Origin of the sequence: Hydrogenophaga sp. IBVHS1 (assembly GCF_002127265.1) — a bacterium.
Classification (GTDB): Bacteria; Pseudomonadota; Gammaproteobacteria; order Burkholderiales; family Burkholderiaceae_C; genus Hydrogenophaga.
In genome coordinates this window covers 929,740-942,661 of record NZ_NFUU01000001.1, presented here as the reverse complement: position 1 = coordinate 942,661, position 12,922 = coordinate 929,740, and the positions used below count along the sequence as shown (strand labels likewise).

Annotated in this window: 12 protein-coding genes; 9 read left to right on the top strand and 3 right to left on the bottom strand. The window is 67.3% G+C overall.

What is annotated here, in order from left to right; genetic code table 11:
* The first annotated feature begins 104 nt into the window (after positions 1-104).
* The 4 genes from CAP37_RS04600 to CAP37_RS04585 are packed head-to-tail and all read left to right on the top strand — an operon-like array spanning position 105 to position 4,702.
* Positions 105-950, top strand: a complete 846-nt coding sequence (locus tag CAP37_RS04600) for a hypothetical protein (protein ID WP_086123089.1) — start codon at positions 105-107, stop codon at positions 948-950.
* Positions 947-2,362, top strand: a complete 1,416-nt coding sequence (locus CAP37_RS04595) for a hypothetical protein (RefSeq protein WP_143435880.1) — start codon at positions 947-949, stop codon at positions 2,360-2,362. Before CAP37_RS04600 ends, CAP37_RS04595 begins: the two co-directional genes overlap by 4 nt.
* Before the next feature lie 28 nt (positions 2,363-2,390).
* On the top strand, positions 2,391-3,491 hold the full coding sequence (locus CAP37_RS04590) for a CaiB/BaiF CoA-transferase family protein (RefSeq protein WP_086123087.1): 1,101 nt from the start codon (positions 2,391-2,393) through the stop codon (positions 3,489-3,491).
* Entirely contained in the window at positions 3,488-4,702 is a 1,215-nt protein-coding gene (locus CAP37_RS04585) for an MFS transporter (protein ID WP_256926869.1), read from the top strand. Before CAP37_RS04590 ends, CAP37_RS04585 begins: the two co-directional genes overlap by 4 nt.
* A 4-nt stretch (positions 4,703-4,706) precedes the next feature.
* Here CAP37_RS04585 and CAP37_RS04580 read toward each other — a convergent pair whose 3' ends face one another.
* The 3 genes from CAP37_RS04580 to CAP37_RS04570 are packed head-to-tail and all read right to left on the bottom strand — an operon-like array spanning position 4,707 to position 7,476.
* Complete coding sequence (locus tag CAP37_RS04580; RefSeq protein WP_143435879.1) at positions 4,707-5,858, bottom strand: MFS transporter; 1,152 nt, start codon at positions 5,856-5,858, stop codon at positions 4,707-4,709.
* Positions 5,840-6,298 (bottom strand): Zn-ribbon domain-containing OB-fold protein, encoded by a 459-nt coding sequence (locus tag CAP37_RS04575; RefSeq protein WP_086123085.1) that lies wholly within the window; start codon positions 6,296-6,298, stop codon positions 5,840-5,842. The genes CAP37_RS04580 and CAP37_RS04575 overlap by 19 nt, the downstream gene beginning before the upstream one ends.
* Positions 6,295-7,476, bottom strand: a complete 1,182-nt coding sequence (locus CAP37_RS04570) for an acetyl-CoA acetyltransferase (RefSeq protein WP_086123084.1) — start codon at positions 7,474-7,476, stop codon at positions 6,295-6,297. The genes CAP37_RS04575 and CAP37_RS04570 overlap by 4 nt, the downstream gene beginning before the upstream one ends.
* A 123-nt stretch (positions 7,477-7,599) precedes the next feature.
* On the opposite strand from CAP37_RS04570, the gene CAP37_RS04565 reads away from it, so the two are divergent.
* From CAP37_RS04565 to CAP37_RS04545, 5 genes are read left to right on the top strand one after another with little or no spacing between them, the layout of a single operon-like run.
* The gene (locus CAP37_RS04565; protein ID WP_086123083.1) at positions 7,600-8,619 is read left to right on the top strand and encodes a cyclase family protein; all 1,020 of its coding nucleotides are present in this window, start codon (positions 7,600-7,602) and stop codon (positions 8,617-8,619) included.
* 26 nt (positions 8,620-8,645) lie between these two features.
* Positions 8,646-9,407 (top strand): SDR family NAD(P)-dependent oxidoreductase, encoded by a 762-nt coding sequence (locus CAP37_RS04560; protein WP_179190135.1) that lies wholly within the window; start codon positions 8,646-8,648, stop codon positions 9,405-9,407.
* Between the two features lie 4 nt (positions 9,408-9,411).
* Positions 9,412-10,491 (top strand): amidohydrolase, encoded by a 1,080-nt coding sequence (locus tag CAP37_RS04555; RefSeq protein ID WP_086123081.1) that lies wholly within the window; start codon positions 9,412-9,414, stop codon positions 10,489-10,491.
* Positions 10,488-11,240 (top strand): SDR family NAD(P)-dependent oxidoreductase, encoded by a 753-nt coding sequence (locus CAP37_RS04550; RefSeq protein ID WP_086123080.1) that lies wholly within the window; start codon positions 10,488-10,490, stop codon positions 11,238-11,240. Before CAP37_RS04555 ends, CAP37_RS04550 begins: the two co-directional genes overlap by 4 nt.
* 21 nt (positions 11,241-11,261) lie before the next feature.
* Positions 11,262-12,905, top strand: coding sequence for an AMP-binding protein (locus tag CAP37_RS04545; RefSeq protein ID WP_179190134.1), 1,644 nt, complete (start codon positions 11,262-11,264; stop codon positions 12,903-12,905).
* The last annotated feature ends 17 nt before the right edge of the window (positions 12,906-12,922 follow it).

Below are 12,922 nucleotides of genomic sequence, written 5' to 3'. Positions count from 1 at the left end.
GTCCGCAAAGCGACTTCCTCGAATGGACTTACCATTACAGCATTTGGAGCGGATTTCGACCCACTCCAGAACCCTCGAACACCCCCCGCAATCAAGGAATTCGCATGGCATCCACCCATTCCCCCCGCATCGTCAACAACCCTCAGGGCCGTGTGCTCGTCTTCGACTCGGCCACTTACGTGGAGTCCTTCGTGGCAGCCGAGCCTGCCACCCAGGGGGATGTCGTGGTCAACGCGTCGTACAGCGGGGTGCTTTGTGCGCGCATGGTCATGTCGGCCAAGCCCAGCGCGGTGATCGGGCTCGATTGCGCCATCGGCAAGGACGGCGCCGGCATCGCCGGTCTGTGGTACTACGAAGCCCTGGGCGTGCCCGCCGCAGCGGTGGATGTGATGACCGCCGAGATGGGCAATGGCAGCGACCTCTACGACAACGGCATCGTCAGCCGCGTGAACGACGCAGCGCAGGCGCTGGGCATCGAACCCGGCATGAAAGCCAGCGACGCCGCGCGCTTCCTGCAGACCGGCGAGAAGAAGCCTGCCGTGTTCGAGCCCACCCGCCGCCGTGTGATCCACACCGCCGCCAGCGGTCGCAGCATCGTCTGCACCGACTCCATTGCCTACGCCCTGCCCGAAGACAAGAACCGCAACGTGCTGTGCACCGCCGGCCACACCGGCCGCAGCGTGGTGGGCTATTTCCGCGACTACCGTCCCTGGGCCTTCATCTGCTCCGACGGTGGCGTGGGTAAGAACAACTCCGGCCTGTCCGCACTGGAAGCGGTCGAGCCCGATGGCATTCCGGGCGCCTCGGTGAGCGCGCTCACAGCCCGCATGGGCGACGGCCAGAGCACCTACTTCGACGGTGTCATCAGCGCCTGTAACCAGCCGGCCCGCGCCAAGGGCGTCAAGGTGGGTCAGAGCGCGAAGGAGGCAGCGCTGCTGCTGCTGGAGTGAGTTCTCCCGTGGAGGCGTCCGGTTCACCCGAGGCGGAGGCGAAACGATCGGCCAGGAGCGCCCTGCTGCTGGTGGCGATGATGGCCGGCACGCTGTTCAACCTGTTCCATCCGCACCCCGGCGCCGTGGCGCTGGTGGGCGTGGCCGCCGCTGTCTTCCTGTTTCGCGAGCGCTGGCGCCTGCCGCCGAGCATCCGTCGGGTCTCGCTGGCGCTGGGAGCGATCACGGTGTTGCTGCTGCCGTTCGCAGCATCCCCCGGCGAGAGCCTCAGCAAGGGTGTTGCCATTGGTGGGCTCATGGCGTCCATCATTTCATCGGTGACCCTGATGGCGCGCGCCGCGCTCGCCGCACCCCAGACCGGCGTGGTGGCGAGCCACCTGCTGGCCACCGGCATGCGCAGCCGCTACCTGCTGGTCTCGCTGGCCTGCCAGCTCTTCGGTGGGTTGATGGGACTGGCCGGTGTGAGCATGCTGATGGACATGGCGTCCAAGGGCGAAGTGCTGGTGGAAGAGGATCGCCTGTCGATGCTGGCCGCCATCATGCGCAGCTTCGCGGCGGCCACCATGTGGAGCCCCATGTTCAGCAATGTCACCATCTTGCTGGCGCTCTACCCGGGCCTGACCTGGGCCACGGTGGTGCCGCTCTGTCTGGCGCTGGCGGGCTGCTCCATCGTGCTGGGCTCGTTGCTCGAAATGCGACGCCTGCGCCACCGAACGCTGGCTTCTCCGCAGCCCATGCCGCGCGCCCCGCTGTACCGCGCGCTGGTGCCCATGCTGGTGGCCATGGCGGTCTTTCTGGCGGCGGTGATTGCACTGGCGCACGCACTGCAGGTGGCGGTGGTTGCCGGCATCGTGCTGCTGATTCCCCTGGCCGTGCTCGTGCTGCATGCGCTGCAGGCCGAAGGGCCTGCCCGGCTGAAACAGGCTCGCGGCCGGCTTCGCGAGGACTACCGGAAGCTGCCGGCCCTGGCGGGCGAGGTGGCGCTCTTCATGGCGGCCGGCTGCGGCGGCACCGTGATCGCCAGTGTGATCCCCGCAGCCTGGACCAGCGCCATGGGCACGGTGCTGGCTACTTCACCGTTCCTGGCCTGCTTTGCGCTCATGGCCATCATCATCGGCCTGGCCTTTCTCGCGGTGCACCCGGTGCTGACGGTGGTGCTGGTGGGCACGGCCCTGCCGCCCGCCATGGTGGGCCTGCCCGTGACGGTGCACATGGCGGCCATCCTGGTGTCGTGGGGGGTGGCGAGCTATGCCACGCCGTTCTCCATGATTGCGCTGATGGCGCACCGCTATTCCGGTTACTCGGTGACCGCCGTCACCGTGAACCTCAACCGTGGCTTCGCCGTGATCTACCTCGGCCTGGCCATCCTGTTCCTCGGTACCATCGCCACGGTCGTTCGCGGCGCTGGTTGAACCTCTGCACCCTGAAAGGACTTCGCCCATGACCACACCCTCCACCGCCAAAGGCCCGCTGGCCGGCCTTCGCGTCGTCGAATTCGCCGGCATCGGCCCGGGGCCATTTGCCTGCATGCTGCTCTCCGACATGGGTGCAGACGTCGTCACCATCGACCGACCGACCCGAAAACTGGGCGACCGCAACAACATCACCGGACGCGGTCGCAGCGTGGTGCTGGCCGATTTGAAGGACCCCGCTGCGCGCGAGGACGTGATGGCGCTGCTGGAGCAGGCCGACGTGCTGATCGAGGGCTTTCGCCCGGGCGTGATGGAGCGCCTGGGCTTCGGGCCCGACGTGGTGGCCGCGCGCAATCCGCGTCTGGTGTATGGCCGCATGACGGGCTGGGGCCAGCACGGCCCGCTGGCGCAGGCGGCCGGCCACGACCTCAACTACATCTCGATCGCGGGCGCGCTGCACGCCATCGGCCCGGCCGGTGGCGCGCCGGTGCCGCCGCTGAACCTGGTGGGCGACTACGGCGGTGGCAGCCTGTACCTGATCGTCGGCATCCTCGCCGCGCTGCACGAAGCGAAACGTTCCGGGCAGGGCCAGGTGGTGGACGCGGCGATGTCCGATGGCGTGATCTCGCTCATGAGCAACTTTGTGTCGCACGCCCGGCGCGGCCTCTTCAAGGAAGAACGCGGCAGCAACGGGCTGGACGGCGGAGCGCCCTACTACCGCACCTTCGAGACCGCCGATGGCCAGTACATCAGCATCGGCTCGATCGAACCGCAGTTCTTCAAGGACCTGTGCGAACGCGTGGGCCTGCCTGCTGCCCTGCGCGATGCCCAGCTCGACCGCGCACGCTGGCCCGAGATGCACACCGAGTTCGAGCGCATCTTCCGCAGCAAGACGCGCGACGAATGGGTCGCCTTGCTGGAAGGTACCGACGTCTGCTTCGCGCCGGTGCTGCCCTTGAGCGAAGTGCCGCAACACCCGCACAACGTGGCGCGCCAGGCGTTTGTCGACGTCGAGGGCGTGAGCCACCCTGCACCAGCGCCGCGTTTCTCGCGCACGCCATCGGCCATCCAGGGCCCCACGCCGTCTGCCGCCGTCACGGCGCAGGCGGTGCGGGCGCGCTGGAGTTGAACGCCGAGCCAGGCTCGCCCGCCGCGCTCGAAGCCGAGCGCGACAGCACCATTGTTCTGCTGGCGTGTGCCGCGTTCTTCAGCGGCGCGGCCCTGCGTGTGTGCGACGGTCTGCTGCCGCGCCTCGCGCGCGATTTCACGATCACGCCCGGCGCAGCCAGCCAGGTGGTCATCAGTTTCGCAGTGGCCTATGGGCTGATGCAACTGGTGTTTGGACCGCTGGGCGACCGCTACGGCAAGGCGCGCCTGATGTGCGCGGCGCTGTTCGGCTGCGCGGGCGGGGCCGCCGCCTCTGCGCTCGCCCCGGGTTTTGATGCGCTGGTATGGACCCGCATGCTCTGGGGCATGGCAGCAGCCGGCGTGATACCGCTGGCCATGGCCTGGATCGGCGACAACGTGCCGTATGCACAGCGCCAGGCCACGCTGGCGCGGTTCCTCACCGGCACGCTCTCGGGAATGATGGCGGGCCAGTTGGCTGGCGGACTCTTCGCCGATCTCGCGGCCGGCTGGCGCGGCGCTTTCTTCACGCTGGCCGTGGGCTTCGCCTTGGTGGCCACCTTGCTGCTGCGGCGCGTGCGCCGCATGCCGGCGCCAGCGCGCAGCGCCAGCACGGGGCGCGGCCATTTCGGCCGTGATCTGTGGTCGGTGCTGCAGGTGCCCTGGGCGCGCCGGGTGTTGCTGGCCGTGGGCGCTGAAGGCATTTTTCTGCTCGGTCCGATGGCTTTCCTGCCCACCTACCTGCACCACCGCCACGGCCTCACGCTGGCGGTGGCCTCGGGCCTGATCGCGCTGTACGCGGTGGGTGGCCTGGTGTATGCCGTGAGCGCGCGGCGCCTCGTGGCCACGCTCGGTGAGCGGCGCATGGTGCTGCTGGGCGGTGTGCTCATGAGCGCCACCTTCCTTGCGCTCTGGCTCTCGCCGTGGTGGTTCGCTGCCGGCCCCATCGCGCTGCTCATGGGCTTCGGCACCTACCTGTTCCACAACACGCTGCAAACCCATGCGACGCAGATGGCGCCTGCCTCGCGCGGCACCGCCGTGGCGCTGTTCGCCTTCTGCCTTTTCGCCGGTCAGGCGCTGGGCGTCACGCTCGCGGGCTGGTCGGTCGACCACCTGGGCTACGTGCCGATGCTGGCAGCGGCAGCGGCTGGCCTGGCAGTGGCGGGCTGGGCGTTTGCGGGCGCCCTCGGTCGGCGGGTGCCCCCGGTGCACTGAAGCGTCAGCGGTGGCGGCCTGCGTAAGCACCGCCGCCGGCCAGCAGCGCGGCGCCGAGCCAGAACACCACGCCCACGCCCACGGCGGAGCCCAGCGCGCCGAACACCAGCGGCAGCAGGGTCTGGCTGGCGCTGGTGATGGTGGAGCGCACACCCACTGCCTCACCGGCCCGGCCCGCGGGCGCGGTCACGTGCAGCAGGCCCATGGCCATGGGTTGCCCACAGCCAAGGGCGAGTCCCAGCGCAAAGGCCGCCAGCAACATCACGGGCAGCGATGTCGCCATGGGAAAAAACAGGTAGCCGGCGGCGGTGATGAACATGGCCCAGCGCAAGGTGCGCCACTGGCCCAGGCCCGCCGCGAGGTGCGGCAAAAAAATGCGGACCACGAAGGTGCCGACACCGAAGGCGCCCATCACCATCCCGATGGCGGTGGCGCTCAGCCCGGAGCGGGCGCCATGCAGGGGAACCAGAAAAGCAAACAGATCCCAACCCATGGACAGCAGGCCGCTCACCACGAACACCGATCGCAGCGGCCGGTGCCGCAGCAAGTCACCCACCGAGTGGGACGCTTCGTGCGTGGCCGGGCGAAGCGGCGCGGGCTCCGGCTTTGATGACGCCAGAATGTAGAGCGCGCCCAGCGAGCAAGCCGCCGCACCCAGGAACGCCGCCGAATGCCCCAGTTGATCGATGGCCACACCCGAAAACAGCGGCCCCGCCACACCCGACAGCGAGAAGCCCATGGCCAGCACCGAGAACGCGCGCGTGAGGCCTTCGGGTGGCGCCTGTTGACCGATGGCGTTGTTCACCGACACATGGGCCAGCATGTAGCCCGAGCCCACCAGCACGCTGGCCACGCACAGCACAGGGATGGATGGCCACCAGGCTGCCAGCAGCGCACCCACTGCCGCCATGCACAGGCCGGCCATGGCCGGCCGGGTGTGCCCGATGCGGTCGGACCAGCGCCCGGTCTGCACGGCGAGGAACATGGGCACCACCATGAGCAGACCCATGACAAGACCGATGGCGGCCGGGGAGGCGTCCAGCGCCACCGCCTGCAAGGTGAGGGTGAAACGGCCTGCGGCGAAGGCCATGTGGCCCAGCACCAGCAGGCCGATGAGCCGCAGGGGAAGGGAAGAACCTATTTCGCGTAACGCCACTGCAGCAGTGTAAAAGGCGGGTCGGCCTGGGGATGGTGCTCGAACACGCCCTCCACTTCGGCGCCGATGCGCACTTCTTCCATGGCGTCACCCAGCAGGTTCCCCAACATGCGCACACCCGGAGCGCCATCGAGCTCCACCACCACCACGAGGTAGGGGCCATGGTTGTTCAGGCAGGCATGCACCGGGTGCCAGACACGCTCCCAGCTGTAGATGCGCGCACGCGGCGCCACTTCGTCCCACTCGGGATCGATCGCATGGCAGCCGTGGCAGATCCATTCGGGACCGTGCTGCCAGGTGCCGCAGGTCTTGCAGTGCTGCACCATCACGCGGTTGTTGCGCAGGCCGTTCCAGAACGGCGCGGAGAGACCGTCGCCCTCGGGTACCGGGATCGGGAGACCGGCCGGCAAATACGATTTGTTGGTGGTGATAGCGCTCACAGCGTGGCCTCCGATCCGAGAAGAAGGTTGCTCACCGGCGTGACCATGGGCCCGCCGATCACCAGGGCCACGTCGTTGCGTGGCGCCTGCGCGGTCGAGGTGCCGCGCACCTGTCGCACTGCCTCCAGCACCAGCTCGAAGCCGTGCATGTAGCACTCGGCCAGGTTGCCGCCGCTGGTGTTGAGCGGCAGTTTGCCGCTCGGTGCGAGCAGGTTGTCGAGCTGCAGGAATTCATTGGCTTCTTCAGGCTTGAAGAAGCCGTGCTCGGCGAGCGCCATCAGCACGCCGCCGGTGAAGTTTTCGTAGCTCTGCACCACGCCCACGTCTTTCGGACCCATGCCCGCCATGCGGAACATGTTGGGTGCCACGGTGGAGAAGCTCGAGCTTGCGTAGTTGGGCTGGTTGTGCGCATTGGCGCCGACGCGGTGATCCGAGCCGGTGGCCGCACCGAGGATGTACACCGGGCGGTTCGGAAAATCCTTCGCGCGCTCGGCTGGCACCATGATCACCGCCGCCGCACCATCGTTTTCCATGCAGCAGTCGAACAGGTGAAAGGGCTCGACGATCCAGCGCGAGTTGTCGTACTTCGCTTCGTCCAGCGGCTTGCCGTACATCACGGCGCGGGGGTTGGATTGCGCGTGGTGGTAGGAGGCCATGGCAATGGCGCGCAGCGCCTCTTGCTTCACCCCGTTCTCGTGCATGAAGCGGCGCGCCTTCATGGCGAACTTCTGGCCCGGCGAGAGCACGCCATAGGGCGCCTGATAGGCCATGTCGCTGGAGATGGTGGGCGTGGTGGGCGCCTTGCCGAAGCGGCCGAACTGACCCTGCGCCAGAGAGCGGTAGGCGACCACGCAGTCTGCCAGACCCGCAGCGATGGCGGCCGCACCGTTGGCAACGGCACCGCAGTTGCCGCCCCCGCCGCCGCCCCACTGCATGGTGGTTGAACGCAGTTGCTTCGCAGCCAGCGCGGCCGACATGCGCGAAGGCTCCGAGCGGTCGTTGGAATAGGAGGCAAAACCATCGATGTCGCGCGGGTCAATGCCCGCGTCCTTCGATGCCGCCAGCACCGCCTTCAACGCGAGCTTGAACTCTGCGTCGGGCGACTGGCTGTGCTTGTAGTAGGTGGTCTCTCCGATGCCGACGATGGCAACGCGTCCCCTGAGTGATCGATCGGTCATCGAAGTTTCCCCGGCACCTTTCAGCAGGCGCCAAAATATTAGACATTCAAATGGATGGACCAATACTAGCATACGAACTATACTGGCCGCCGACCTGGAAAGTCAGCTTGGAGACACCGAACTATGCGATGGAAAAACAGGCCGGAGGGCTCCAATTGGGGTGACTTCGGCGAGGACGATCAGATCGGCCGCATGAACCTCATCACCCCGGCCCGGCGGCTCGCCGCAGTGCGGGAAGTCACCGAAGGACTGGCCTTCTCGCTCAGCATGCCGCTGGACTATCCCGGTGGCGCCGAGCTGGTGCCCAGCCGACGCGCGCCACGCATCGAGGCCACGCGCCGCGCCACCGGCGAGTACAGCTACAACTTCTGCTTCTCCTGCCAGAACCACTCACTGTTCGACATCACCTCGGACGACGCCGTGACGATCTGGACGCAGTACTCCACGCAATGGGATTCGCTGGCGCACTGGGGGCAGGAGTTCGATGCCGATGGCGACGGCGTGGCAGAGCCCGTGTACTACAACGGCTGGCGCGCGGGTGAGCACGTGCTCGGACCCGACCAGCCCGGCGGGCCGTTCGCGAAAAAGCTCGGCATGGAAACCCTGGCCGAGACTGGCGCGCAAGGGCGCGGCGTGATGGTGGACCTCGCCTCCATCCATGGCGAAGCACCTGCGGTGGTTGGCTACGACGGCCTCATGCGGGCGCTCGACCGACAGAAAACCAGCGTGGAACCCGGCGACTTTCTGTGCCTCTACACCGGCTGGGCCGACCTGGTGCTGTCCATGAAAAAGCAGCCCGATTTCGACCGCCTCAAGAAGTCCTGCGCGGTGCTCGACGGCAAGGACCCGGCCCTGCTGAACTGGATTACCGACAGCGGCCTGGTGGCCATCTGCGCCGACAACCTCGGCGTGGAAGCCGTCAACAGCGCGGCCTCGGCCGGCGGTGGCGCCAAGCATTCCTTCATGCCACTGCATGCGCATTGCCTGTTCAAGCTCGGCATCTTCTTTGGCGAGATCTGGAACTTCAGTGAACTCGGCCCCTGGCTGCGCAAGAACAACCGAAGCCGATTCCTGCTCACTGCGCCGCCATTGCGGCTGCCAGGGCTGGTGGGTTCCCCGCCGATGCCGGTTGGCACGGTTTGACATTCATACAACGAGGAGAGAAGAGCGTGACGGACATCAAGGAACGCGTGGCAGCTGTCACCGGCGCCGGGGGCGGCATCGGCCTGGGCATTGCAGAGCGACTGGCTCGCGCGGGCTACCAGGTGATTGCCATCGACCGCGACGGCAAGGTGAACGAGGCCGCTGCTGCATTGCGCGCCGAGGGCCTGAAGGTGCAGGCCGTGGTGCTGGACGTAGCCGACGAAGCGGCGGTGAGGAAGATGGTGGCCTATATCGACGCGCAGCATGGCCGCTTCGATGTGCTGGTGAACAACGCCGGCATTCACCCCAAGGTGAATGGCGAGCGCAACAGCTTCATGAAGATGACCACGGCGCAGTGGAACGAGGTGATAGGTGTGAACCTCACCTCGGCGTTCGTGCTGTGCCGCGAGGTCGCGCCCCTCATGAAGCGCCACCGCTGGGGCCGCATCATCAACATGTCTTCGCGCGCGGGCCGCACGCTGGTGGACACCGCGGGCATTCACTACGCCGCCGCCAAGGCCGGCATGATCGGCATGACGCGCGTGATCGCGGCCGAGGTCGCGGCCGACGGCATCACCGCCAACTGCATTGCGCCGGGCCGCATCGTCTCGCCCATGACCGACCAGGGCAGCGCGGAACAGCGCGCCATGCTGGTGGGCCGCATCCCGGTGGGCCGCATCGGCACGCCCGACGAGATCGGGCACGTGGTGCAGTTTCTGGCCTCGGAAGATTCCGGTTACCTCACCGGCACGGTCATCGACGTCAACGGTGGCACCTTCATGTGCTGAACCCATGAGCAACGACAACGCCAGACGCCGCGGCGCCCCGCCCCACCATTTCATCGACGACGCCTGGCTGGCGCTGCGAGACGAGCCGGTGCTCGACGCCGGCCGGCCCATCGTCGACCCACACCACCACCTGTGGGACCGACCGCGCCACCGCTACCTGCTGCCCGAGATCCTGGCCGACCTGAACACCGGTCACCACGTGCGCGGCACCGTGTTCGCCGAATGCAGTTCCATGTACCGGGCCGATGGCGACCCGCGTTTCGCCTGCGTGGGCGAGGTCGAGTTCGTCAACGGCATTGCCGCCATGAGCGCCAGCGGTGTGTATGGCCCGGTGCGCGTGGCCGCCGGCATCGTCGGCAAGGTGGACCTCACCTTGGGCGCCTTCGCCGAAGACGTGTTGCGCGCCTGCATGGAGCGAGCGCCCGACCGCTTTCGTGGCATCCGCCACATGGCCGCGTGGGATGCCAGCCCCGAGGTGAGCACCCTGCTGCGCCCTCCGCCACACGACCTGCTGCTGAACCCGGCGTTCCGCGAAGGACACGCGGTGCTCGGGCGCCTGGGCCTGTCGTTCGACGCCTGGGTCTACCACCCGCAGTTGCCGCAACTCATTGAGCTGGTCGATGCCAACCCGCACACACCCGTGGTGCTCAATCACCTGGGTGGCCGCGCCGGCCTCGGGCCCTATGCAGGAAAGCAGGACGAAGTATTCAAGACGTGGAAAGCCTCGATCGTTGCGCTGGCCGAAAGGCCCAACGTCACCGTCAAGCTTGGCGGCATCGGCATGCGCCTGGGCGGCTTCGACTTTCACGACCGCGACCTGCCACCCACTTCGGAAGAACTCGCCGAGGCCTGGGGCCCCTACGTGCACACCTGCATCGAAGCCTTCGGTACCTCGCGCGCCATGTTCGAGAGCAATTTCCCGGTCGACAAATCGTGCTGCAGCTACCGCGTGCTGTGGAACACCTTCAAGCGACTGGCGCAGGGTTTCACGGAGTCGGAGAAGGCCGATCTGTTTGCCGGCAGCGCGGTGCGCGCCTACCACCTGCCCGCTGAGCTGGCGCAGGCCGCACCGGAGGCCGCATGAGCCCCGCTCCAGCGCGCGTGGCCCTCGTCACCGGCGCCGCCAGTGGCATTGGCCTGGCCATCGCCACCCAGTTCGCCAAAGACGGGCTCATCACCGTGCTGCTCGACCGCTCGCCGAACATCACCGACATCGCTGCCAGCCTGCAGGGCCACACGCACGCCATCGTCTGCGATGTGTCCGACGAAGCCGCGATCCACACGGCAGTGGCCGACGTGGAGGCGCGGTATGGCCGCTGCGATGTGCTGGTGAACAACGCCGGCGTGCACCCCAAGCGCGAGGGCGGCAAGTTCCTCATCGAACAGATCCCGATGGCGCAGTGGCAGGAGGTGATCGCCATCAACCTGACCGCGTCGTTCGTGTTCTGCCAGCGTGTGATGCCGCTGATGCGCCGGCACCGCTGGGGGCGGATCATCAACATCTCTTCCCGCGGGGGCCGCACCGCCTCGCCGGTGGCCAGTGCCCACTACGCCGCCACCAAGGCCGGGCAGATCGGATTCACCCGCATCGCCGCGCTCGAAGGCGCGCCCGACGGCATCACCGCCAACTGCGTGGCGCCAGGTCCCATCGAAAGCGCCATGACCGCCGGCTCCTCGCCCGAAGTGCGCGCCGCCTTTGCGCGCAGCGTCCCGCTGGGCCGCTACGGCGACCCCGGAGAAATCGCCTCGGTGGTGAGCTTTCTCGCCGGCGACGGATCTTCTTTCATCACCGGCGCCGTCTTCGACGTCAACGGTGGCACCTTCATGCCCTGATTCATGCCCTGCCTCCACGCCATGACCGACACCTACCAGCGCAACAACTTCTCCCTTCGCGAGCTCACCATCGGCCAGGTGCTGCGAAAGCAGCGCGAGCGTTTTGGCAGCAAGACCTTCCTGACCGAGCTCTGGACCGGCCGGCAGTGGACCTACGCCGAGCTTGACGATTTCGCCAGCCGCGCTGCGCAGGTGCTGCGCGGCCTGGGCGTTCAGAAGGGCCAGCATGTGGGTCTGATGCTGGGCAATTCGGGCGAGCACCTGGCGCTTTTTCTCGGCCTGGGCAAACTCGGCGCGGTGTCGGTGCCGGTGAACACCGCCGCGCGCGGCGATCTGCTGCGCTACTACCTGAGCCATGGCGATGCGTCGCTGGTGATCGTTGACGAGGTCCTGGCGCCGCGCCTCGCCGAGGTGCTGCCGCAACTCGACCTGGTGCGCAGCGTGGTGGTGCTCGGCGCGGATGGCGCGCCCTCTGCCAAAGAAAGCCTCGCCCTGCCCAAACCGGCACACGACCTCGCCACGCTGCTCGCCGCCGCTTCCACGCAGGAGCCGAAGGCCGAGGTGAAGTGCTCTGATTTGCTCATGCTGGCCTTCACCAGCGGCACCACCGGCCCTTCCAAGGCCAGCATGCTGCCGCACGCTGCTGCCCTCACCTACGGCACCAGCGCGGCCGAGGCGCAAGGCTACCGCGAGTCCGACGTGTTCTACATCTGCCTGCCGCTGTTCCACAACAACGCCCTGCTCGCCGCCTTCTGCGCGGCGCTGGTCTGCGGTGGCTCGGTGGTGATCTCGCAGCGCTTTTCGGCCTCGCGCTTCATGGACGAAATCCGCCGATCGGGCGCGACCATCACCAACTTCCTGGGCGCCATGTCCAACTTCCTCTGGAGCCAGCCGCCCCGGCCCGACGACACCGACAACCGTCTTCGGCTGGTGAGCATGTCGCCGATGCCCGGCTTCATTCCTGAGTTCGAAAAACGCTTCGACCTCAAGGCCATGAGCAACTACGGTCTGTCCGATTTCGGCACGGTAAGCGCCTTCGTGCCGGGTGCGCCCGCCAGCAAGCTCGGCTCCATCGGCAAGGCGCGTCGCGATTTTGAACTGCGCGTGGTGGACGACGACGACTTCGAGTGCGCACCCGATGAAGTGGGCGAGCTCGTGATCCGCTCACACGAACCATGGCGCGCCACCACCGGCTACTACAAGATGCCCGAGGCCACCCTGGCCGCACACCGCAACCAGTGGTTCCACACCGGCGACCGGGTGCGCTGCGACGCCGACGGCTACTTCTGGTTTGTCGATCGAAAAAAAGACTGCATCCGCCGCCGCGGCGAGAACATCTCGGCCTACGAGGTCGAACAGGTGATTGCGCGTTTCGACGCCGTGGCCAACGTGGCGGTGTTCCCGGTGAAAACGCCGGAAGGCGACGAAGAGGTGGGCGCGAGCGTGGTGCTTCGTGAGGGGCAGGCGCTGAGCGAAGCCGAGCTGGTGCAGCACTGCGCACGCAACATGTCTTACTTCATGGTGCCGCGCTATGTGCAGTTGCTGCCCGAACTGCCCATCACGGTGAACCAGAAGGTGGAGAAGTTCCGCCTCAAGCAGGCCATGGAAGCCGCGCTGGATTCGGTTTGGGACCGTGAACGCAGCGGCATCGTGCTCGAGCGATGAAACAACCGGAAGAATTG